This window comes from Shewanella sp. 10N.286.52.E4 (genome assembly GCF_041468785.1).
Classification (GTDB): Bacteria; Pseudomonadota; Gammaproteobacteria; order Enterobacterales; family Shewanellaceae; genus Shewanella; species Shewanella electrodiphila.
The window spans coordinates 102,671-126,861 of the sequence record NZ_JBFRJJ010000024.1 but is presented as its reverse complement, the minus strand read 5'-3'; the positions used below and the strand labels follow the sequence as shown (position 1 = coordinate 126,861).

The 24,191-nt window shown below is 40.2% G+C and carries 22 protein-coding genes; 7 read left to right on the top strand and 15 right to left on the bottom strand.

The window, feature by feature from the left end:
- Positions 1-111: 111 nt before the first annotated feature.
- The 10 genes from AB4153_RS14465 to yceD form a co-directional block, all read right to left on the bottom strand.
- Positions 112-984 carry an NAD(P)-dependent oxidoreductase gene (locus AB4153_RS14465; protein WP_229370364.1) on the bottom strand — a complete coding sequence of 291 codons (873 nt, stop codon included), beginning with the start codon at positions 982-984 and terminating at the stop codon, positions 112-114.
- A 33-nt stretch (positions 985-1,017) separates the two neighbouring features.
- Complete coding sequence (locus AB4153_RS14460) at positions 1,018-1,503, bottom strand: acyl-CoA thioesterase (protein WP_102528699.1); 486 nt, start codon at positions 1,501-1,503, stop codon at positions 1,018-1,020.
- Between the two features lie 272 nt (positions 1,504-1,775).
- Positions 1,776-3,020 (bottom strand): beta-ketoacyl-ACP synthase II, encoded by a 1,245-nt coding sequence (fabF, locus tag AB4153_RS14455; protein WP_102528698.1) that lies wholly within the window; start codon positions 3,018-3,020, stop codon positions 1,776-1,778.
- A 210-nt stretch (positions 3,021-3,230) separates the two neighbouring features.
- A complete protein-coding gene (acpP, locus tag AB4153_RS14450; RefSeq protein WP_011496723.1) occupies positions 3,231-3,464 on the bottom strand; it encodes an acyl carrier protein in 234 nt (77 codons plus the stop codon).
- A gap of 160 nt (positions 3,465-3,624) precedes the next feature.
- Positions 3,625-4,371, bottom strand: a complete 747-nt coding sequence (gene fabG, locus AB4153_RS14445; RefSeq protein WP_102528697.1) for a 3-oxoacyl-ACP reductase FabG — start codon at positions 4,369-4,371, stop codon at positions 3,625-3,627.
- Between the two features lie 9 nt (positions 4,372-4,380).
- Positions 4,381-5,307 carry an ACP S-malonyltransferase gene (gene fabD / locus AB4153_RS14440; RefSeq protein WP_371997935.1) on the bottom strand — a complete coding sequence of 309 codons (927 nt, stop codon included), beginning with the start codon at positions 5,305-5,307 and terminating at the stop codon, positions 4,381-4,383.
- A gap of 178 nt (positions 5,308-5,485) precedes the next feature.
- A complete protein-coding gene (locus AB4153_RS14435) occupies positions 5,486-6,445 on the bottom strand; it encodes a beta-ketoacyl-ACP synthase III (protein WP_102528695.1) in 960 nt (319 codons plus the stop codon).
- 9 nt (positions 6,446-6,454) lie between these two features.
- Positions 6,455-7,483 (bottom strand): phosphate acyltransferase PlsX, encoded by a 1,029-nt coding sequence (gene plsX / locus AB4153_RS14430; protein WP_229370370.1) that lies wholly within the window; start codon positions 7,481-7,483, stop codon positions 6,455-6,457.
- 15 nt (positions 7,484-7,498) lie between these two features.
- A complete protein-coding gene (gene rpmF, locus AB4153_RS14425) occupies positions 7,499-7,669 on the bottom strand; it encodes a 50S ribosomal protein L32 (RefSeq protein WP_011496728.1) in 171 nt (56 codons plus the stop codon).
- Between the two features lie 17 nt (positions 7,670-7,686).
- Positions 7,687-8,211: a 23S rRNA accumulation protein YceD gene (gene yceD, locus AB4153_RS14420; protein WP_102528693.1), complete on the bottom strand. Its 525-nt coding sequence runs from the start codon at positions 8,209-8,211 to the stop codon at positions 7,687-7,689.
- A 240-nt stretch (positions 8,212-8,451) separates the two neighbouring features.
- Between yceD and AB4153_RS14415 the strand changes: the two genes are divergently transcribed.
- Together AB4153_RS14415 and AB4153_RS14410 are read left to right on the top strand one after the other, a co-directional pair.
- On the top strand, positions 8,452-9,138 hold the full coding sequence (locus tag AB4153_RS14415) for a nucleoside triphosphate pyrophosphatase (RefSeq protein ID WP_371997934.1): 687 nt from the start codon (positions 8,452-8,454) through the stop codon (positions 9,136-9,138).
- Between the two features lie 1,117 nt (positions 9,139-10,255).
- Positions 10,256-11,479 (top strand): hypothetical protein, encoded by a 1,224-nt coding sequence (locus tag AB4153_RS14410; protein ID WP_303516169.1) that lies wholly within the window; start codon positions 10,256-10,258, stop codon positions 11,477-11,479.
- Positions 11,480-11,621: 142 nt separating this feature from the next.
- Here AB4153_RS14410 and AB4153_RS14405 read toward each other — a convergent pair whose 3' ends face one another.
- Both AB4153_RS14405 and rluC read right to left on the bottom strand, forming a co-directional pair.
- Positions 11,622-12,278, bottom strand: coding sequence for an HAD-IA family hydrolase (locus AB4153_RS14405; protein ID WP_102528690.1), 657 nt, complete (start codon positions 12,276-12,278; stop codon positions 11,622-11,624).
- Complete coding sequence (gene rluC / locus AB4153_RS14400; protein WP_229370376.1) at positions 12,275-13,231, bottom strand: 23S rRNA pseudouridine(955/2504/2580) synthase RluC; 957 nt, start codon at positions 13,229-13,231, stop codon at positions 12,275-12,277. The genes AB4153_RS14405 and rluC overlap by 4 nt, the downstream gene beginning before the upstream one ends.
- Positions 13,232-13,838: 607 nt before the next feature.
- Here rluC and rne point away from each other — a divergent pair.
- Together rne and AB4153_RS14390 are read left to right on the top strand one after the other, a co-directional pair.
- Positions 13,839-17,093, top strand: a complete 3,255-nt coding sequence (gene rne, locus AB4153_RS14395; protein ID WP_371997931.1) for a ribonuclease E — start codon at positions 13,839-13,841, stop codon at positions 17,091-17,093.
- Positions 17,094-17,283: 190 nt separating this feature from the next.
- Positions 17,284-18,843 (top strand): SulP family inorganic anion transporter, encoded by a 1,560-nt coding sequence (locus AB4153_RS14390; RefSeq protein ID WP_102529315.1) that lies wholly within the window; start codon positions 17,284-17,286, stop codon positions 18,841-18,843.
- Positions 18,844-18,952: 109 nt separating this feature from the next.
- Here AB4153_RS14390 and AB4153_RS14385 read toward each other — a convergent pair whose 3' ends face one another.
- Entirely contained in the window at positions 18,953-19,876 is a 924-nt protein-coding gene (locus AB4153_RS14385) for a bifunctional methionine sulfoxide reductase B/A protein (protein ID WP_102529314.1), read from the bottom strand.
- Between the two features lie 182 nt (positions 19,877-20,058).
- Between AB4153_RS14385 and AB4153_RS14380 the strand changes: the two genes are divergently transcribed.
- Complete coding sequence (locus AB4153_RS14380) at positions 20,059-20,898, top strand: isopenicillin N synthase family oxygenase (protein ID WP_229370384.1); 840 nt, start codon at positions 20,059-20,061, stop codon at positions 20,896-20,898.
- Positions 20,899-21,017: 119 nt separating this feature from the next.
- Entirely contained in the window at positions 21,018-21,962 is a 945-nt protein-coding gene (gene ylqF / locus AB4153_RS14375; RefSeq protein WP_229370387.1) for a ribosome biogenesis GTPase YlqF, read from the top strand.
- Between the two features lie 79 nt (positions 21,963-22,041).
- Here the strand turns inward: ylqF and AB4153_RS14370 are convergent, their stop codons facing one another.
- Both AB4153_RS14370 and AB4153_RS14365 read right to left on the bottom strand, forming a co-directional pair.
- Positions 22,042-22,518 carry a low molecular weight protein-tyrosine-phosphatase gene (locus tag AB4153_RS14370; protein WP_371998040.1) on the bottom strand — a complete coding sequence of 159 codons (477 nt, stop codon included), beginning with the start codon at positions 22,516-22,518 and terminating at the stop codon, positions 22,042-22,044.
- Between the two features lie 130 nt (positions 22,519-22,648).
- Positions 22,649-23,485, bottom strand: coding sequence for a DNA ligase (locus tag AB4153_RS14365; RefSeq protein WP_371997928.1), 837 nt, complete (start codon positions 23,483-23,485; stop codon positions 22,649-22,651).
- 272 nt (positions 23,486-23,757) lie between these two features.
- Between AB4153_RS14365 and AB4153_RS14360 the strand changes: the two genes are divergently transcribed.
- Positions 23,758-24,132 carry a diacylglycerol kinase gene (locus AB4153_RS14360; protein ID WP_102529310.1) on the top strand — a complete coding sequence of 125 codons (375 nt, stop codon included), beginning with the start codon at positions 23,758-23,760 and terminating at the stop codon, positions 24,130-24,132.
- The last annotated feature ends 59 nt before the right edge of the window (positions 24,133-24,191 follow it).

Here is a 24,191-nt window from a genome sequence, read left to right as displayed (position 1 = left end):
TATTTACCAATTTTATCTGGCTGTTTTATCTGGCAATATGATCTGGCTATAAGTAAGTTAAACGCATTAATCTAGCAGTGCTAATACAGCTTAATTAACACTAGTGAAGCATTAACGGTTTTTCTCTAATCGAGCCAATAAACTTGAAGTGTCCCAGCGATTACCTTTCATTGACTGCACTTCTGAATAAAACTGATCAACCAATGCAGTGACGGGAAGATGGCTGCCATTACGTCTACCTTCTTCAAGGGCGATACCTAAATCTTTACGCATCCAATCAATCGCAAACCCAAAGTCATACTCGCCCTGCCACATGGTTTGGTAACGGTTTTCCATTTGCCAACTTTGTGCTGCTCCCTTACTGATAACTTCAACCACCTTTAAACCATCTAAACCAGCACTTTTAGCAAAATGGAGCCCTTCAGCGAGCCCCTGCACCACACCTGCAATACAGATTTGATTAACCATTTTAGTTAATTGACCAGCGCCAACATCACCTAATAATTCAGCGCAGCGGCTATAAGATTCAATCACGGGTTTGACTTGATTGAAGACCGACTCTTTCCCGCCCATCATCACGGTCAGTACACCATTTTCAGCCCCAGCTTGGCCACCAGAAACAGGTGCATCTAAAAACTCGACATTTTGGCCAGCTAATAAAGCAGCAACTTCACGTGCCACATCCGCTGATGCTGTTGTGTGATCTACGAGTACAGCACCTTGATTAATACCGTGAATAACACCGTTGTCGCCTAAGATAACTTGTCTTAAATCATCATCATTACCAACGCAGGTAAATACAATATCTTTATCTTTTGCAGCTAAAGCTGGCGTTAACGCGAACTCACCTTGATAATCTTGAGTCCACCTTTCCGCTTTCGCCGTTGTACGATTGTACACAGTGACTTGATGGCCTTGTTTGACAAGATGACCCGCCATTGGGTATCCCATAACACCAAGTCCGATAAATGCTACCTTTGCCATATTATCCTTCTTATTATTTTAATGGTTTTATAATTACAGTGCAGGTTTAACGTGCGCTTCCATTTCTGCGCCAATACGCTTACGCATATCCATTAATCTTAATGCAGAGTCTCTTAAACGAACATCGTCTTCATTTTGTGGGATCCACTCAGGTACAGAAGTTGGTTTACCATCATCATCAACCGCAACCATGATCACAATACAATGGGTGGTTAAATGGCGTTCAGGTTCTTTAGGATCGCCCGCTTTTACATCAATACCTAAGTGCATTGATGATGTACCGGTATAAATTACTTTAGCGCTCACTTCGACAATATTGCCAACATGAATAGGTTTCACAAAACGAATACCGCCAGCATAAACCGTAATACAGTATTTCCCGCTCCAACCTGCCGCCCCAGCATAAGCCGCCAAATCAATCCATTTCATTACCGCGCCGCCGTGCACTTTGCCGCCAAAGTTAACATCTGCGGGTTCGGCCAAAAATCGTAAGGTTATTTCTCTATCAATACCGGCCATACAGCCTCCTAAATGAATCATCTAGACTCAGTTTACGATATTTTTAAACCTAAAACGTTAAAAAAATCAGCTTTGTAATAATTTAGTCATTATATTATTGAATTGTTATTTATCCGCGAAAATATCCACGTTTCGATAATAAGGGAACGAATCTATTAAACAGTAAATACAAAAAAGCAGTAACCGAAGTTACTGCTTTTATTATGTATTCATTTTGAATGTTAATTATAATTCAAAACTGATTTATGGCATATTTTAAGATGTGCTTTACTCTACGAATCCGCTTTTTTGAATAAAAGCGAGCCGTTAGTGCCACCAAAACCAAATGAATTACATAATGCGTAGTCAAATGTATGCTCTTTTGCTTTATGGGCAACAAAGTCCAAATCACAACCTTCATCTGGGTTATCTAAATTAATGGTTGGCGGTACGATTTGATCACGTAATGCCAAAATAGTAACAATAGCTTCAACTGAGCCCGCTGCACCTAATAAATGCCCCGTCATAGACTTAGTCGAACTGACTAATAAATCATAAGCATGAGGGCCAAATACTGATTTAACCGCTGCAGCTTCTGCTTTGTCACCTGCTGGTGTTGATGTGCCATGAGCGTTAATGTAGCCCACTTTTTCATTTTCAATTTGCGCATCATTGATAGCATTAACCATTGCAGCAGCAGCACCTGCGCCATCTGCTGGAGGTGAAGTCATATGGAAAGCATCGCCACTCATGCCAAACCCAACAAGTTCAGCATAAATTTTGGCACCACGTGCTTTTGCATGTTCATACTCTTCCATGACCATCACTCCAGCACCATCACCAATAACAAAGCCATCACGGTCTTTATCCCATGGACGGCTTGCAGCAAGCGGATCGTCATTACGAGTCGATAACGCTTTAGCCGAGCCAAAACCTGCGACTGCAAGTGGTGAGGTCACATCCTCTGCACCGCCTGCAACCATCACATCGGCATCACCATATGCAATGGTGCGCGCTGCAAAACCAATGTTATGCACACCAGTAGTACAAGCGGTTGTTACAGCAAAATTCGGGCCTGTCATGCCATATTTGATTGATAAGTGCCCTGCTATCATATTGATAATAGTACTTGGGACAAAAAATGGAGAAACCTTACGCGGGCCACCTTTTAATAATGCGGCGTGGTTTTGCTCAATTAATGGCATCCCCCCCATTCCAGCACCAATTGCAGTTCCCACTCGTGAAGGGTTTTCTTTTTCCATATCCAAACCGGCATCGTTCATGGCTTGAATACCAGCAGCCATGCCGTATTGGATAAATAAGTCCATTTTGCGCGCATCTTTACGCGATAAGTACTGCTCGACGTCAAAATCTTTTACAGAGCCACTGAAACGCGTACTGAATTCAGTTGCATCAAATTTGGTAATGGGTGCAATACCACTTTTACCCGCTAATAAAGACTGCCAAGAAGAATCGACATCGTTACCCACTGGAGTAACTAGTCCTAGGCCTGTAATGACAACACGACGTTTAGACACAGTATTCACCTTTGAAATAAATAGGCATAAGCCAATAATAAACAATATTGGTTAATCCATCATCAATGACTTTGTACCGGTACATTTAGCATTGAGTAGATAAGGATGGAGCTGAGGATTAACGCTTGGAAATTAAGTCTAGTCGAAAAGTATCGACTTCAGAAACAAAAACAGGCGGCATAAATGCCACCTGTTTTTGTGAATCTGGGATTACTGATTTTTTGAAACGTAATCGATCGCTGCTTGAACAGTAGTGATCTTTTCAGCTTCTTCATCAGGGATCTCGGTATCAAACTCTTCTTCTAGAGCCATAACCAATTCAACAGTGTCCAGAGAATCTGCACCTAAATCGTCTACGAATGATGCAGCTGATTTAACGTCTTCTTCTTTAACGCCAAGTTGCTCAATGATGATTTTCTTTACACGTTCTTCGATGTTGCTCATTAGTTTTCTTTCCTATTCAAATTACACACTTGCGTAAGATTGCGAGTAGTTTATTCGATCCAGCTGACAATGCAAGCTTAGTTTTCGTGGTCTAACCACGAAAATTATCATACTTTGATATCAAACCAGATTCAATAAAAGTCGTTGCCTTTGAAGGCGATTAAACCATGTACATTCCACCATTTACATGCAGGGTCTCACCCGTTATGTAAGCAGCAGAGTCAGATGCTAAGAACAATACTGCGTTAGCAATCTCTTGTGCCTGCCCTAAACGCTCCATTGGAACTTGTGACATGATAGCTTGCTGTTGTTCTTCAGTTAGCTCATCTGTCATGTCAGTTTGTATGAAACCTGGTGCAATAGCATTCACTGTTATTTGACGAGATGCAACCTCTCTTGCAAGAGATTTTGTAAATCCGATCAAACCAGCTTTAGCTGCAGAGTAGTTTACTTGGCCTGCATTGCCCATGGTACCAACAACTGAACCGATGTTAATGATGCGTCCATTACGTTTTTTCATCATTGAGCGCATTACAGGTTTTGATAATCTAAATAGCGACGTTAAGTTAGTATCAAGGATATCTTGCCACTCATCATCTTTCATTCGCATTAATAAATTATCACGAGTGATACCCGCGCTGTTTACAAGAATATCAACATCACCGGCTTTTTCTTTGATCTGGGCGAATAATTGTGCAACTGATTCTTTATCAGTAACGTTTAATACTAGACCGTGACCTTTGTCGCCAAGGTACTCTTGAATCGCCGCAGCACCTTTTTCACTGGTTGCAGTACCAATAACAACTGCGCCGGCTTCGACCAAGGTTTCAGTGATTGCACGTCCAATACCACGACTTGCGCCGGTGACTAATGCAACTTTACCGGTTAAATTAAAGCTAATGCTCATGAAAATTCCTTATTGGATTAAAGCAGATAAAGACGATGCATTGTTTACCGCATGCCCCTTTAATGATTTATTAATTCTTTTTGTTAAACCCGTTAAGACTTTACCTGGGCCCATTTCTACTAAATCTGTGATGCCTTTACTTGCCATTAGCTCGACCGATTCGCTCCAACGCACAGGGCAATATAACTGGCGAACTAAAGCATCTTTAATGTCACTTGCCGCAGTTGGCGTGGCAACATCAACATTATTTATCACGCTAATTTTAGGCTCATTAAAAGTCAGTTCGGTTAATGCTATCGCTAACTTCTCAGCTGCAGGCTTCATCAGTTCACAATGAGACGGCACACTCACTGGTAATGCTACTGCCATTTTGGCCCCTGCCGCTTTACACGCTGCCGCAGCTCTTTCTGCCGCTTCTTTTTCACCAGCGATAACGACTTGGCCAGGACTATTAAAGTTAACCGGGCTAACCACTGCGCCATTGGCTGATTCTTCACAAGCTGTAGCGATTGCATCATTATCTAAACCGATAATAGCAAACATCGCACCTGTGCCTGCTGGAACAGCCTGTTGCATGAGTTGACCACGAAGCTCGACTAATTTAATAGCATCAGCAAAATCAATCACACCAGCACATACCAGCGCGGAGTACTCACCTAAGCTATGGCCTGCTAATAAAGCAGGTTGAGCCGCACCGCTTGCTTGATAAGCGCGGAAAATAGCCACACTTGCGGTTAATAATGCAGGTTGAGTTTTATCTGTTTCATTTAACTTTTCAGCGGGTCCATCTTGAGTTAGCGCCCAAAGGTCATAACCCAATACTTCGCTTGCTTGTGAAAATGTCTCAGTGACAACCGGAAAATCCGCAGCAAGATCAGCTAACATGCCAACGGCTTGCGAACCTTGACCAGGAAAAACAAAAGCCATATTTTCCATTATTTTTATTACCTTTATTCGTTCATGAAAAATGAAATTATTCGTCTGTCGTCTGTATAAAGCACTCACTTTACTGACAAGTAATATTAGAACAGTTAATGAATGAGTCTCTATTCAAAATATTAATTATCTTACTGACGTTTTAACGATAAATCTACAATCTAACCAGCAGGTTAAATCAAAACCTAACTAACGCACTGCCCCATGCAAAACCGCCGCCAAACGCTTCTAGCAAGATTAATTGACCACGTTGAATGCGGCCATCTCTGACGGCTTCATCCAGAGCAATCGGAACCGATGCAGCTGAAGTATTACCATGCTTAGCTAACGTCAATACCACTTTATCTAAGCTCATATCCAGTTTCTTAGCTGTAGCTTTAATAATTCTAAAGTTTGCTTGATGAGGCACTAACCAATCAATTTCTGATTTATCAATATTATTAATACGTAATGTTTCAGTCACAACATGCGAAAGCTGAGTGACTGCAAACTTGAAAACATCATTACCTTTCATAGTCATAAAACTAACGGCTTCTGATGATTCTGCAGCTCTTGGCGGGAAAGAACATTTTAATAAATCACCTTGACGGCCATCAGCATAAATATGAGTCGAAATAATACCTGGTTGCTCACTTGCACCAATCACGGCTGCACCAGCACCATCGCCAAATAATATGACAGTAGTACGATCTTCAGGATCGCACAAACGTGATAATACATCTGCGCCGATAACCAATACTTTTTTAGCGGCACCTGTTTTTACAAACTGGTCTGCAATAGATAATGCATAAACAAAACCTGAGCACGCTGCAGCAATATCAAACGCAGGAATAGTATGAATGCCGAGTAACTTTTGAATTTCACAGGCTGCAGCAGGAAAAGCATTGCTAGCACTTGTGGTACCACAGACAATCATGTCTAGTTCACTGGCTTCAATCCCTGCCATTTCTAGCGCTTTTAATGCGGCTTGATAACCTAATGTAGTAACAGTTTCGTCTTTTGCTGCAATACGTCGTTCAGAAATACCTGTACGCTCCACAATCCATTGATCTGAAGTGTCGACCATTTTTTCTAAATCGTGATTACTACGAACTTGCACCGGCAGATAACTACCAGTTCCGAGAATTTTTGTTTGCATATAATGAGATCAGCTATTGATGTCTAAAAGAATCGTCTCCAAACGATCTTTAATCATTTCCGGAAGACGACGTTTTGCTTCTGTAGCAGCTAAATTGATTGCTTGTAAGTAAGCCGCTTCATCAGCGTTTCCATGACTCTTTACTACTATTCCGCGCAATCCTATCAGACTTGCGCCATTGTAGTGGTCGGGGTTCATCTTACTGAGCACTGATTGTATACGTGGAGCGAGGAGTTTAGACAACATCCGAACGAACAAACCTTGCGTTAAGCCACGTTTTAATTGGTGGACTAACAGCTTAGCAATGCCTTCTGATGTTTTTAACGTGATATTGCCAACAAAGCCATCACAAACAATGACATCAACCGTTCCGGTGAATATTTCATCACCCTCAATAAAACCGGTGTAATTGACTTGTTCAGTATCCAATAAATACTGAGCAGCTTGCTGGACTTGATCGTTGCCCTTCACGTCTTCGATGCCGACGTTCAGTAATGCAACTTTTGGTCTTGCGCGTTTATGGACTGCTTCACATAACACTGATCCCATGACTGCAAACTGAAATAACGTTTCAGAATCACAGGATACATTTGCGCCAAGATCTAATAAATAAACAGGTTTACCTGTTACTGCAGGTAAGCAACTCACTAAAGCGGGCCTATCAACCCCAGGTAGCGTTTTAAGTAAAATTTTGGCCAATGCCATTAATGCACCAGTATTACCGGCACTAACGCACGCTTGGGCTTTACCATCTTTAACTAATTCTAACGCCAAACGCATTGAACTTTGTTTGCGCGAACGAATAGCTTGAATAGGTCTATCACACATGGTGATAACTTCAGTGGTATGAATAATTTGAATACGTGCACGAATAGCACTATCAATATCAACTAGGAAAGGATCTATTTCGGTTTGATTACCGACAAGAATAATGGATAGTTGAGAATTGAATTTCAGTGCCTGCAAGGCTGCAGGCACTGTGACGAGGGGGCCATTATCGCCCCCCATCACATCTAACGCGAGCGTCAGATCCGTCATAAGATTAGCAACAAATTACTTGTTGATAACCTTTTTACCGCGGTAAAAACCATCAGCAGTCACGTTGTGACGTAGATGTAATTCACCGCTAGTAGCGTCTACAGATAATTGAGCTGTGCTCAATGCATCGTGTGAACGGCGCATGCCGCGCTTTGAACGTGATTTTTTATTCTGTTGTACAGCCATTTGACTTGTCTCCTAGATTACTTGCTCTTCAGTTTTTCTAACACTGCAAACGGATTTGGACGCTCCTCTTGAGAGGGCTCGATTTCGCCTACAACTATGTCTTTTGTTCCTAAGTTGCAATCAACATTCTGATGCATAGGAATAATTGGCATAGCGATTATCAATTCATCTTCGATCAACTGATGCAGACGAACTTCACCAATTTCATTGCACTCAATCGGCTCATACGCATCCGGGAGCTCATCGATTTCTTCTTGTGTCTTACAAAGACCAAAGGAGAAGTCGACCGTAACCTCTGTGGTATATGGTGTCATACAACGTTGACATAGCAGAGTGAGCTCCGTCACAGCCTTCCCGCTAAGGTAGACTATCCCCTGAATATCGACGCCACATTCTAACGACACTGTCACATCGGAACAATCGCCAGCACATAACTCGTTTAATCGCTTATTCTGTTTGCCGGGCACAACACCTTCATAACGAAGACCGCTGGCTGCAGTTCGAATAGGATCAATTGATACTGGTATCTTTACTGTTTGCATAAGGCGCGCATATTATAGTTTGAAAACGCTAGAGTCAAAGGAAATTTATCCAAATTGCGGTTAATTGCTTAACTAAACAAATTGAACAATTTACTAAAACGCCAACATTAAAATTGATCGAAGCGAAATATTACCTGTCACAGCCTGCGATCACAAGCGCGATCCGGCTAAATTTACTGCATTTGAACGCAATTTTGACTTATTATAGTCGTAATTATCTAAATACATGAAAGACGTAACATGAATACCAAAATAATCTTGGCTTCTACATCAGTGTATCGCAAAGAAATTCTCGAAAAATTACAGCTCCCTTTCGACAGTTTATCTCCCAATATCGACGAAACCCCCATTAAAGGTGAAACTGCACAAGCATTAGTATTACGCCTAGCAAAAGCAAAGGCTGTAGCAGGTGCCAAGCTCTACAATACAATTAATAATAATCTCGATACGCATAATAAAGATGTGAACAATAATCCAGAGACTAAACTCGATAAAATTTGCTATATAAAAAGTGGATCAAACGAAATACAACCTGCGGTGATAATTGGCTCGGATCAAGTGGCAGTAATAGATGGCAAAATTGTTGGTAAACCCCACTCCAGTGACAAAGCCATCAAACAACTTCAACAAGCCTCCGGCAAAGCTATCACTTTTTATACTGGACTCAGTGTTATCCATAGCCAAACACAGCAAGCATTCAGTTTAATCGAACCATTCACCGTGCACTTCAGAGAGTTAACCCTCGCAGAAATTACCCGTTATGTTGAACTAGAACAACCTTTATACTGTGCTGGCAGCTTTAAAGCTGAAGGACTAGGAATCGCTCTGTTTGAAAAGCTTGAAGGCGATGACCCTAACACCTTGATTGGCTTACCACTGATTAAGCTTATTCAGTTACTTAAAAAACATGATATTCAAGTATTGTAAAAGTCACGTTTTTTTAAAAAATATATGAACCTTTGTTAAGAATAATCAAAGGTTCAATTTAAAATCGGTAATTTCTGAATGACTATTATCGGGCGCAATATAATTTTACGTCTACATTATTGAATAACTCACTTCCAACTCATTTAATCAACAAAGATAAAAGAATCATTACAAAAATAGAAGCAAGGATTACAAAGAATAGAATAAAACAAAAATCAATTAATACTAATAAAAGTGATAATCAGCAATATAAATACACAAACCCACTTGCAAACAATTAAAATTAGTTACCCGGCAAGTATTCCAGACTGATGGAATTACTCCAAAATGAAATACCAAGTACACTCAACCTTTCAATTTAATATTCATCATTAATATAACCTCTTTCATTTCGTATAAATAAGCCTTCTAACTTGACGATATATTTACATTGTTACAGATTAAAAAAAAGACTAAAAAGTTAATGAAACGATATGGTAATGTTTCCCCCTTTAATTAGCGATTTAGCACCACTTTGCAATAAAAAATTAAACAGCCAATGCAAAGCCAGCCAACAAGCCATTAATAACAGCAGCTTAAACAAAAACACAGCAATAAGCCCAAACAACTTAAGGTTGTTCTAAACTAATGTTCAGTTCTCAAAACAACTTAAATATACATTTAGATCACATTGCAACTAATATCATTTACCATGTAAGAATAAAATTGACATTCATCACATACTATTTCTTTGCAAACATTTACATTCCTCACCGAAGCAATCACCGCATTACTAATACTAGATAATAGAATTAGTAATGAATCAAAGTTAAAGCTGCAATATCAGAGGTGTTAACTAAAGCATCGATATTGCACAAATGATTTTGTGAGCACTGCTTTATTTACATCTAAATTAAATTTGGATGTTCAAACATTTTAAAGCTGAACGTAGTTAAACGTTTTATTAACGTATAAATAAAAGATTGTTCGTCTCACCTAGTGTTTTACAAGACATTCATTTAAATGGACGTCATTAAGCTATTAAGGTAAAGACTGCTCATTCTATCCATCGCTTTAAATTGTAGGTTGAAATAAAAATAATATTAAATGCTAGTCACAAACTAGTAGGGGAACAATGATGAAAAAAACTTTTAAATTAAGCCTTGTCTGTATTTCAGTTTTGGCTTTAACTGCTTGTAACGATGATGATACTGTTACAATCGATCCTAATCCTGAACTAGAAGTACAAATTGCTGAATTAACTCAACAAAACCAGCAATTAGATGAGGCTAATAAAGGTTTAACAGAAGATAACAAAAATCTATCTGATACCAACAAAGAGTTAGATGAGAAAGCCACTAGCTTTGTTAGCACATTCCAACAACAGTGTGCCAACATTGGTGTCAATTTCGAATATGAAAACCCGAATCCTGATACGCCGTATGTCAATAATGGTAAATCACCAGAAGCGAGTTTAGTGGGCGTATTTGGTATGCCTGAAATTCCTTTTGAGCATAATGAAGGGTCCACATGTACTTCATGCCACAACGATGGCCACGATAACGGTATGACTTGTGATACTTGTCATAGCTTTGCAGCAGAACCTGTTGAGCCAACAGATCCTGTTGATCCAGTTGAACCAACAGACCCAGGTGCGCCAGGGGTTCCTACTCATCCAGCTGATGGAAATTGGGATAGTTATACTGGAGCATCAAATGTAGGTACTTTCTATTACAATGCAGACGGTGCTTCATTTGTTAATGCTGCATTCTTAGAAACTCGTATGGGTAAACAAAATACTTTCTATGAATGGAAAGAAGCTGCTGAAGGCGAAGGTGTTAAAACACTTAAAACGGCTTGTGGCCAAGAAAATCGTGAATTTATCACCCATGAATTCCCAGACGATGGCAAATCTTATAAGCTGAATAGTTATTCTAACTTCAAAGGTGCTTCTACTTTCACTACTCATCGTATGGAAAATGGCACGCCAATAGCGAGTTCAGCTACATTTGGTCCTGGTATGAGTTTAGAAGATGACGGTGAATACTACATCGACTTATTTATTACCAAGAATAATACTTGTAAAAACTTAATCACCAACGGCAGTGGTGAAGTGCATTACTATGAGTATGACACTCGTTCTAATGTTAAGAAAGGCTCACCAGATATGGGGCCACGTAATGCTGGTGCACGTATACAAGTAACCGCTGATTTACATAAGTCAGTACTGAAAAGCTTTGACTGGTTCACACCTGTTTATGGAGCTGATGGCCAATCATTCGATCCACTAGCTGTAGACTGGAACACTGTAGGTTCTTGTGATCTAAAACTGAAAGTGCAAGTTATCTACCCACTAGGTTAATTAACACTTAGATACAAAAAAGCCGGTGAATGATTCATCGGCTTTTTTATGATTAATTCTTAAGGCAATAACTAGTTATGATTCGAGACTATTTTTTATAAACTGAAACAAGTAGCCAAATCGTACAAGATAACTCTACGAGCTAAAGATGCAATAATATATCAGTCGGCTTATTGACTGTTGCTGTTGGACTCTGACTTAATAAATCTTCTAAGCTATGTGCACCATAAGTGACCGCAATGCTACTCACACCCGCATTATTTGCCATTGCAATATCAAGCTTTGAATCACCAATCATCACTGCCTGTTCAGCATTGATATCTAACTCATCAAGTAAAGATGTGATCATCGAAGGGTGCGGTTTAGACTCAGCTTCATCAGCAGAACGAGTAGCCACAAAATATTTACCTAAACCCGTTTCAGACAACATTCTATCAAGACCTGCTCTGCGTTTACCGGTAGCAATGGCTAACGTGTGCCCTGCTGCTTGAATTTGAGATAACACATTCTCAATACCGTCAAACAAAGGCGAAGGCGTCACATTAATGTTTAAGTAGTAGTTTTTGTAAGCTTCCAAAAGTTCGTCGTACATATCAGCATTGTGAGGAAACAACTTTTCCATCGCAGGTAAAATAGACAAACCGATAATATCGCGGACTTGTTGCTCTGAAGGAACAACTAAACTTAATTCTTTCGCCACACATTGCATGCAATCAACTATTTTACCGATTGAATCCATTAATGTGCCATCCCAATCAAAGATGACTAACTGATACTGTTTTGTCTGATTTGGGTTCATGCGCGCTTTAACTTCTCTAAGGTTGCTAATAAAACATCATCTAATGGCGCTTTTACTGTCGTCACTTCATCATTTTCAGGATGTATAAACTTAAGTTCAGCCGCATGCAAAAATAAACGATTTAAACCTTTGTCACGCATAGCATCATCAAACTTCTTCTCACTGTACTTATCATCACAGGCTATTGCATGACCTGCATATTGACAATGTACTCGAATTTGGTGAGTTCGACCTGTTACTGGACTCGCTTTAACTAATGTGCAGCCTTGGTAACGCTGCATAATCTTATAACGGGTTTCAGATGCTTTACCTTCAGGGTTTACTCTGACTATTCGCTCACCGGATTTAAGAGTGATTTTAAGTAACGACGCTTTAATGACTTTATCTTTAGCTTGCCAATCACCGCGAACCAAAGCCATATAATCTTTCTGCATCGTTTTCTTACGCAGTTGATCGTGTAAATGTTTTAATGCGCTGCGTTTCTTAGCAATCAGTAACACACCTGACGTGTCTTTATCTAATCGATGAACCAACTCTAAAAACTTTTGCTGTGGTCGTAATGAACGAAGGCCTTCAATCACACCAAAATCAACACCACTGCCACCGTGAACAGCAATTCCCGCAGGTTTATTCAATACGATAAGATGATTATCTTCATGAATAATACGTGCCTCTAACTGAGTCACTTTCGATAATTTAGCTGAAGGGGCTGTACGATGATCTTTTTCAGCCATTCTCACTGGCGGAATACGCACCACATCATCAATTTGTAATTTATACTCAGGTTTTATCCTTTTCTTATTTACACGCACCTCTCCTTTTCGCACGATTCTATAAATCATGCTTTTAGGAACACCTTTTAATTTGGTGAGAAGAAAATTATCAATGCGTTGCTCAAAATGATCTTCATCAATGGTGACCAACTGAACTTTTGTGGGAGTTTCTGTATTCATGATGCGCCTATAGTAATTACGGCGCACATTGTACCCTAAGTTTTACCTTGATGGGATAATAAGAATTCGTTGTTTTGATTGCTGTCTAAATTGTTTATTGCTATATTTGCGCAGTGATTGAGGATAAACAGTGAATAAATTGTTCACAACCTCAATTTATTATGGTGTTTTTTCAGTAGAATTCATGAACACGGCAGGTCGCAAATCATTGATTTGCAGACTGTAAACATCACAAAGCAATAAGAATTGCTTTTACAGTTAAACCGTCTGTTTCATCATTATTTAAAAAGTTTTCCTGAAACATTGCACCCCCAAATTCGAACAAATTTTAGCTTGTTATCAAACAGACCGATTCGACTTGGGCATTACCGGATAAGAAATTTTAAAATTTATGGGGTTGGTTGCGTATTAACAACGAATTCCTTGTTTTTGTAATCATTAAAAAATAAGCCATAAATAGGATGCGACACGCAGCGAATGCGTCTTACAGCAATGCGCACCTAACTTGCCTAAAAACCAGCCGTGAGGCTTTGTGAATAATAATTTTAGGCCCGTAATGCAACGATAAGTCTTTGTTTGATGACCTTATTAGAAGAATTAAGTCATCATGAAACGTATGTTAATAAATGCAACTCAATCGGAAGAGTTGCGCGTTGCCCTAGTAGATGGGCAACAATTGTATGATCTGGATATCGAAAGCCCAGGCCATGAACAAAAAAAATCAAATATCTATAAAGGCACCATCACTCGCGTAGAACCTTCTTTAGAAGCTGCGTTTGTTGATTACGGCGCTGATCGTCACGGTTTCCTTCCGCTTAAAGAAATCGCACGCGAATACTTCCCTAAAGGTTACTCTTTCCAAGGTCGCCCAAATATCAAAGAAGTGGTATCTGAAGGCCAAGAAGTTATCGTACAAATCGACAAAGAAGAACGTGGTAATAAAGGCGCCGCCTTAACAACGTTTATCTCTCTTGCTGGTTCTTACTTAGTGTTAATGCCTAATAACCCACGTGCTGGCGGTATTTCTCGTCGCATCGAAGGTGATGAGCGTACTGAGCTTAAAGCAGCAATGTCTGAGTTATCTGTACCTAACGGTATGGGTCTTATTGTACGTACAGCTGGTGTTGGTAAAGACGCTGCTGAACTAAAATGGGACCTTAAAGTTCTTCAACATCATTGGGATGCCATTCAGGAAGCTGCTCAAAGCAAGCCTGCACCATTCCTTATTCACCAAGAAAGTAACGTAATTGTTCGCGCAATCCGTGATTACTTACGCCGTGATGTTGGTGAAATCTTAATTGATCACCCACGTATTTTTGAAGAAGCGAAACAGCATATTGGCCTTGTTCGCCCTGATTTCGTTGAACGTGTTAAGCGTTACGAATCTGAAGTGCCGCTATTCACTCACTTCCAAATTGAGTCTCAAATTGAGTCAGCTTTCCAACGTGAAGTTCGTTTGCCTTCTGGCGGTTCAATTGTTATTGACCCGACTGAAGCATTAACGTCTATCGATATTAACTCTGCACGTGCTACAAAAGGCGGAGATATCGAAGAAACAGCATTAAACACTAACCTAGAAGCTGCTGATGAAATTGCCCGTCAATTACGTCTTCGTGACTTAGGCGGTTTAGTGGTTATCGATTTCATCGATATGACCCCTGTTAGACACCAACGTGAAGTTGAAAACAGAATGCGTGATGCGGTTCATTTAGACCGTGCTCGTGTACAATTAGGTCGTATTTCTCGTTTTGGTTTGATGGAAATGTCACGCCAACGTCTACGCCCTTCTCTTGGTGAATCTGCAGGTCATTTATGTCCTCGCTGTCATGGCCAAGGTACGATTCGTAGTACTGAATCTTTAGCTCTTTCTATCCTTCGCTTAATGGAAGAAGAAGCGATTAAAGAAAACACCTCGCAAATCGAAGCTGTTGTACCTGTTGATGTTGCTGCATTCTTATTGAACGAAAAGCGTAAAGCAATTCGCATCACTGAAGAACGTCACAATGTTGAAGTGTACGTAATCCCAGATTCGCACATGACAACACCTGACTACCGCGTATCACGTTTAAGAAGCGATGATGAAGTCGTTGAGTCAAGCTATAAGCGTGTAGAAAAACCTGAAGCTAAGTTGTACGAACCACGTAAACTAGAACGTGCAGAAGCACAACAGCCAGCTATTAAAGGTTTTGGTACGCCAAAAAATGTAGCGCCAAAACCGACAGTTGAACAGCCTGCTAAAGTTGAAGCTACTGCATCAGAGCCTGGTTTCTTCGCTAAAATGGTTTCAGCGATTAGCAAACTATTCTCATCAGATGAGCCTGCAAAAACTGAATCTAAGCCATCAGACAAAAATCGTAAAGATGGTCAAAACAACCGTCGTAACCGTCGCAATGATTCACGTCGCACTGACAATCGTCGCAATCGTAATGACAACCGCAGCGATAACCGTAACGATGCTGATAACAAAGGCAGAGACAACAAAGGTCGTAACAAGAAGTCTGACAGAGATGTTGCTAACAAAGAGCAAGCTGATAAACGTCCGACTAAGAATGACCCTAAAGTTAATACAAATAAACCTGTTGCAGATAAGCCACGTGCTGAAGGCGAGAAATCACCTAAGCAGGAAGCTGCCAGAGAACGTCGTCAACGTCGTAACATGCGCCGTAAAGTTCGAATTGAAAACGAACAAAATGAAGCTAAGTTAAATGACGTTGCCACAACTGAAACTACTGCTTCAGTTGAAACAGCTAAGCCTGTTGCGACAGAACAAGCAGCTAAACCGGCTCGTACTCGTCGTCCAAGAAAAGATAACACAGCAAAAACTGAGCAAGTTAAGTCTGAATCAGTTGAAGCGGTAACATCTGAATCAGCAAAAGATGCTCAAGTTATCAAAACTGAAAAAACTGATTCTGAAGTGAAAGTTGACTCTGCAGTTGTCGAAACCACGGTTGAAGCAACAAGTTCAGCGCCTGTAGCTGCCCCAGCTGAAGCATCAGCTGAAGCATCAGCAGAAGCGCCTGTTGTTACATCTGAAGATAATGCTGAAGACAGTGATGAGAAACAAGGTCAGCGTCGTAGCCGTCGTAGCCCTCGTCATTTGCGTGCAGCGGGTCAACGTCGCCGTCGTGATGAAGATGAAACTGCGCCAGCAACAGCTGTATTTACTCCAGTTGATGAACTAGAAAAACAACTCGATGCAGAACAAGCTGAAGCAGCAGTTGAAGTTAAAACTGAGGCTCCTGCTGTTGAAACAACACCTGTTGTTGAAGAAGTTAAAGTTGAAGCACCTGTTGCTCAAGAGCCTGCAGTTGAAGAAGTTAAAACTGAAGCGCCTGTTGCTCAAGAGCCTGTAGCTGAAGAAGTTAAAACTGAAGCGCCTATTGCTCAAAAGCCTGTAGCTGAAGAAGTTAAAGCTGAAGCGCCTATAGCTCAAGAGCCTGTAGTTGAAGAAGTTAAAACTGAAGCGCCTATTGCTCAAAAGCCTGTAGCTGAAGAAGTTAAAACTGAAGCGCCTATTGCTCAAGAGCCTGTAACTGAAGACGTTAAAGTTGAACCGCTAAAAGCACCAGCTAAAGATAATTCAATCGCTTCTGCACCTATGGCTAAGCCTGCGGCTATTCAACGCAAAGTTGTTGCTACACCAACAGCATCTGCCGCGAAAGTTGAAGCGCCAGCTAAAAAACCTGCTGCCGCTAGTCGCTTTGGTTCTATGGTGATGTCAGATACAACTAAACCTGTTTCTGAAGCTCGTACTCAGCAAGCTGTCCCTAAAGGTCGTGAATATGAAAAATCACAACCTGATGCTGAAGCATCTAAGTCTAGAATGGCAAATAGTGCTTCGTCTGATACGACAAAAGCTTAATGATTTAAGTTCAGTCTAAAAGACTCATTTAAAAACCACGCTAATTAGCGTGGTTTTTTTATATTTACAATTTAATGAATTATTCTATTTATAATCAATTAAGATTAATTTCAGGTTTAGCGCAGCATTAAATTTTGTTAACATACGCACACTTTTATTATCAAACACATCAATTGTTTTCAGGGGCTAAATGTTCGATCTACTTCGTCACAAAACAAGCAGTAGCAAAGCAGATATTTTATCTGGATTGACTGTTGCACTAGCACTTATACCAGAGGCTGTTGCTTTTGCATTTGTCGCTCAAGTTGAACCTATGGTCGGTTTATACGCAGCCTTTATCATGGGTATTATTACTGCTGTTATTGGCGGGCGCCCAGGCATGATTTCTGGCGCAACCGGCGCTATGGCAGTTGTCATGGTATCGCTTGTTGTTGAGCATGGAGTACAGTATTTATTTGCAGCGGTGGTGCTAGCGGGGATAATTCAGATATCCGCAGGTATATTCAAGCTCGGTAAATTTATACGCATTGTTCCTTATCCTGTGATGATTGGCTTTGTAAACGGTCTCGCTATTGTTATTTTCCTTGCCCAGCTTGGACAATTTAAAGTCAAAGATGCCGCAGGAAACATGATCTGGTTGGCACAAGAGCCATTAATGATTATGCTCGGCTTAGTCGCTTTAACGATGGCGATCATCCACTTTTTACCAAAATTAACCACTGCGATTCCGTCTTCATTAGTCGCGATTTTAACGGTTACCGCAATCGTAGTTGGTTTAGATTTGGATACGCGTAATGTACTCGATTTCTTAAAAACCATGAGTGGTGATGAGCATGCAACCATTGCAGGCACCTTGCCTAGTTTTGCCATTCCAAGTGTGCCATTTACTCTAGATACCCTATTTATTATCCTTCCGTATGCATTTATTCTTGCTGCAATTGGTTTAATTGAATCACTGTTAACACTTACCGTTATTGATGAAATGACCAATAGTCGTGGTAAAAGTAACAAAGAATGTGTTGGTCAAGGTGTGGGGAATATTACCAGTGGCTTCTTCGGCGCTATGGGTGGGTGTGCAATGATTGGTCAATCAATCATTAATATCAACTCAGGTGGTCGTGGTCGTTTATCTGGCATAACAGCAGCTTTAGCACTACTTGCCTTTATCTTATTTGGCTCAGCATTCATTGAAATTATCCCCCTAGCCGCGCTAGTCGGTGTAATGTTCATTGTGGTTCTCGGGACATTTGAATGGGCTAGTTTTAAAGTCATGGGCAAAGTACCAAAGCATGATGCATTCGTTATCGTCTTAGTCACTGCTGTGACCGTATTTACCGATTTGGCATTTGCTGTTTTTGTTGGTGTTATTGTTTCAGCACTCGTGTTTGCATGGGAACACGCAAAACACATCAACGTTGAAACTAATACAGATGCCAATGGCTGGAAAGTTTACAAGTTAAATGGCCCATTGTTCTTTGGCTCTGTATCTAACTTCTTAGATCTTTTCGATGCAACTAATGATCCTGAAGATATCATTGTAGATTTCCAAAATTCGCGCGTTGCTGATCATTCAGCACTTGATGCTATTGATACGTTAGCTGAACGATATGTTGCGGCGGGTAAAAAATTACACTTACGACACTTAAGTCCAGACTGTAAAGATTTACTCCATAAGGCACGTGATTTAGTTGAAGTTAATGTGATTGAAGATCCACATTACAAAGTGGCAGATGATGCACTGGATTCTTAATCCGAATCAATAAGTGATGTTATTCCATCAACAAAAAAGCGAACTAGATAGTTCGCTTTTTTATTGGGTTACCGCTTTGTCAACGTAGGTATTTCTTACATCAACTAGACTAATCTTTCTTTAGTAATGCCTCAAATTGTCTCATCGCCTGTTCAAACTTGGGCTTGATAAGTAGTTGGCAATAAGGTTGTTCTGCATTTTTAGCAAAATAGTCATCATGAAAGTTTTCTGCATGATAAAAAGTTTCGTACATAGAAACTTCAGTCACAATAGGTTTTGGCCAAATCCCCTGCTGTATCAATTTACTAATTGCAATTGTCGCTTGATCGACTTGCTCAGCATTATGAGTAAATATCACCGAACGGTATTGTGGACCTTTATCATTACCTTGTTGATTCAAAGTGGTAGGATCATGAATCGCAAAAAATACCGACAGTAAGGTGTTGTAACTAATCACAGCTGGATTAAATGTCACTTGTATGACTTCGGCATGACCTGTAATACCACTGCATACCGCATCATAATGTGCATCTTCTGTTGTGCCGCCACTATAACCAGAATAAACACTCTCAACCCCGTCGAGCCTTTGGAAAACGGCCTCTATACACCAAAAGCAACCTGCACCAAATGTGGCCATTTGCATCGATTTGGCCGCTTTAGATTTCTCTGCTTCTATTTCATCGTAACTTTTAAAAACCATTGAAATAGAGTTGACACAATGACGCATATTTTTACCGGTGAGCATTTCACCTTTAAACACATGACCAAGATGACCGCCACATTCATAGCAAGTAATTTCTGTGCGTTGGCCATCTGCATCTACAGTACGCTTGATTGCACCATGTATTTCATCATCAAATGCAGGCCAGCCACAAAAAGCATTAAATTTATGTTCGCTTTTATATAAAGGCGCTAAGCATTTTTTACACAGATATAAACCTTCAGCTTCATGATTGACGTATTCTCCACTAAATGGACGTTCAGTTCCTTTCTGCTCAATGACATACTTTTCAAACTCAGTTAATTCATTCATTTGCATCGTCCTAACTTCAATCTTAGCCTTCTCACTTTAAAGCAATAGTTAAACAGATGGCAGTATGCCGAATAAAGATCACTATTTCGACTTATAAGACCGCTTTTTAGATCAAAAAATTGCGACAAAGTGTGACGGAGGTTAAAATCACATTGGGTCAAATAAAACAATAAGTAGAAAACATGAAATTAGAAACAATTGATTACCGCTCAGAGGGCTGTGCAAAGCAGTTTGTTGAGTCATTAAGAGAAACAGGGTTTGGTGTATTATCCAATCACCCAATCAGTAAAGAACTCGTCGAAACCATCTATAAAGAATGGTATGAGTTTTTCCAGTCTGAACAAAAAAATGATTTTTTATTCAAACCAGAAACACAGGATGGGTTTTTCCCAGCCTCAATTTCTGAAACGGCCAAAGGCCATAGCGTAAAAGATATCAAAGAATATTTTCACGTTTACCCTTGGGGCCGCATTCCTGAATCATTAAAAGCCAACATTCTGGCTTACTATAAACATGCTAATGAATTAGCTGCGGAATTATTGGGTTGGATTGAAGAGTATGCACCTGCTGAGGTAGCTGCAAAATTTTCAATTCCGCTGCCAGCCATGATAGCTGAAAGCGAAAAAACATTATTACGTGTTCTGCACTACCCACCAATGGCTGGCGATGAAGAACTAGGCGCAATTCGCGCAGCAGCACATGAAGATATTAACTTAATTACTGTACTACCCGCGGCTAACGAGCCGGGTCTTCAAGTACAAACCAAAGATGATAATTGGATAGATGTACCCAGTGATTTTGGTAATATCATTATTAATATCGGTGATATGCTTCAAGAAGCATCTGGTGGTTATTATCCATCAACGTCACATCGAGTCATTAACCCTGAAGGAACAGATAAGACCAAATCGCGTATTTCGTTACCACTGTTTTTACATCCCAACCCAGAAGTGGTGTTATCTGAGCGCTACACAGCAGATAGCTACTTAATGGAAAGACTACGAGAGCTTGGCGTTATTTAAGTTCTTGAGTATTTCCAATAAGTTTAAAGCGCCAAATGGCGCTTTTTTTTATCATTTAACGGCATAACAAGGTAGAATATGCCCCCTTTGTTAGTAGTGGTTTTAAAAAAGGCAAACACATGGCAATTCAATGGTACCCAGGACACATGCACAAAGCTCGAAAAGAGATTGAAGAGGCAATGCCTCAAGTCGATCTTGTCATCGAAGTATTAGATGCGCGTATTCCATATAGTAGTGAAAACCCTATGGTTTCAACCTTAAGGGGCGATAAGCCATGTATTAAACTACTCAATAAATCTGACCTAGCCGATCCTAAAGTGACCGCACGCTGGATTGAATACCTAGAGCGTGAACAAGGTGTAAAAGCAACTGCGATAACCACACTTCAACCAGGTCAAGTTAAAAGCATTCCTGATATTTGTCGTAAGTTAGTTCCTTCTCGCGACAAACTTGAAAAAGATATTCGTACCATGATTATGGGGATCCCGAATGTCGGTAAGTCCACTATTATTAATACCCTTGCGGGTCGCACTCTCGCAAAAACAGGTAACGAACCCGCTGTCACCAAGCGTCAACAACGTATCAATTTAAAAAATGGCATCGTACTGTCTGACACTCCTGGTATTTTATGGCCAAAGGTTGATAACGAATCAAGTAGTTATCGTTTAGCTGTCACAGGTGCGATTAAAGATACTGCAATGGAATATGAAGATGTCGCCATGTTCGCTGCAGAGTATTTTCTTCACGCTTACCCTGAAGAGATTTGTGAGCGATATAAACTCAAGTCACTGCCTGAAACCGATATTGAATTACTCGAAGAAATTGGCCGTAAACGCGGTGCATTAAGACCAGGCGGTCGTATTGATTTACACAAAGCATCTGAATTACTACTCCATGAATTCCGCTCAGGAAAAACAGGCTTATTGACCTTAGAAACCCCTGAAATGGCTGAGATTGAAAAAGCTGAAGTAGCGCGAGTGATGGCAGAAAAAGAAGCCATTAAACAGCAAAAGATTGAACAAGAAAAATTAAAACGTTCAGGTAAACGTCATCAAAATGGTTAACCCTAATTAGTTATTACGTTACGATAGAACAAATAAAGGCTTATCAAATGATAAGCCTTTATTCGTTAAATTAGAGAGATTATGCCGATTTAATCCGCTTTGCCAACGCAACTAAACTTGCATCCAACAAATCTAAAACCACTTCAAAACCATTCTCGCCGCCGTAATAAGGATCGGGCACTTCCATTACACCGTTAACGTCATCTGCTACAAAGGATAAAATCAACCTCAATTTATGTTGGTATTGAGAAGGACAGCGAATGATTAAATCATCCATATTAGCGTTATCAGCTGCCAATATTAAGTCAAACTGCTCAAAATCTTGGTCTATTACTTTACGTGCTTTCATACCACTGAACTCTAATCCACGAGCCTCACCTGCTTTGATTGAACGAGGATCCGGTGGGTTTCCTTGATGATAGGCAGCTGTTCCTGCTGAATCTATATGAATTTCAAGAGCTAACTCAGCAACTTTATGGCGAAAAACAGCTTCAGCGCTAGGCGAGCGGCAAATATTACCGAGACAAACAAAAAGTACAGACTTAACCTGACTCAAGTTTAGCGTTTGTATCGCATCAGCTTTAGAATGGGATTGGGATTCCAATACTTACTCCTTTATTTCGCTTGGAAAAATCGTCGATTTAGCTAACCTAATATTAACTAGGTTTAGGTCAAAAAGCCTATATTTATTCATTCCTTAATCTTAAAAAATGTGCGAATCGTGGAATGCCGTTTTTCGTCAGCCCTAAATATTGGTAAGTGATGATAGAGCCAATTGCCGGCGGGTTAGCTCTTTGATGATCACTAAAACCACTGCCAATTTTAAACTGTTTTCCATCAGGCATTTCAACAGTGAGAGAGCCTAGTAAACCTGAATATTTCCCCTTACCTTCGTTATAAGCGATGACAATGGCTTCAGCATCATAGCGAGGTTTGAGTTTAACAATATCTTGGCTGCGGCCCACTTTATACAAGGCCGATTTTTTATGTAGCATCAGGCCTTCAGCTTTTAGTGCTATAACACGATTAAGTTCTTGATATAGCGCTTCGTGAGTTGAGAATGATTGTTGGGGGATCATGTTTATGTACTTAGAGTGAGACGCTATTTGTGCCATGCCTTGCACACGCTGACTAAATTCGCCCTTATGTTCTGGCATATCAAAAATCATAAACTTAACTTGTCGCCACAAGGGGTTATCGACCCTCTGACTTCGCGATAGCGCGGACACTGATTCAAAATCATTACGTTTAATCCATAACTCGCCATCCAGTTTAGACGCTGGAAAGTCTGCAACAAACCAATCAGGCACGGATATCTTTCTACCAGAGCGAGACAACAGATGTTCACCATTCCAATAGCCTCTTACACCATCAAGCTTTTCACTGACAAAGTATTGTTCAACCTTGATGTCATCTTGAAACCGGCTAGCAAGTTGAATGGGAGGCTTTTCAGCTGCAAATAATGGAACAGAAAGTAATAAATAGATGGGAAGAAATATAATAGACAGTAAATATCTTTGCATAGTAGCATCCTTGCTAGTAATAATTTGAAAATGAAACCTATTGGACTTGATCAATACACTGCTGCCACAACAGCGACCATATTGAATAGCAACAGTAGTCGGCTCCTACCTTAGTTAACAGCTAGCATAGTTAACCCCAGCAATAGACAACAACTCTGACACTAAACAGCATTCAAGATAATTGATTTTAGTAAAGATTTTATATTTTGCTATGTTAAGGGCTGATATAACAATCTACCTACGTTACAAACAAAATGAGATATAGGCATAAAATGAAACCGGTAAATAATAATGGCTTTAAACGGATCATCCGAGCGACTGGATTTTCATTACAGGGGTTAACAAGCGCCTGGAAAAATGAAGCTGCATTTAGACAAGAACTTATCTTAGCAATGGTATTACTCCCTATTGCACTTTTCACCAATGTCAGCTTTATCGAATCAATATTAATGATAATGACTTTGTTCATCGTACTTATCACAGAGTTACTTAACTCAGCCATCGAAGCGGTCGTCGATAGAATAGGTGATGAAATCCATCCTTTAAGTGGTCAAGCCAAAGACGTGGCTTCTGCAGCGGTATTTTTAAGTTTGGCATTGTGCGCTATAACGTGGGGCGCAATATTGATCAATGCTTACTTATTATAGCTATTCGTCCGAATCACTCTCTTGTAGTAAAGACAGCTAAAAACATTAAATGATCCAGC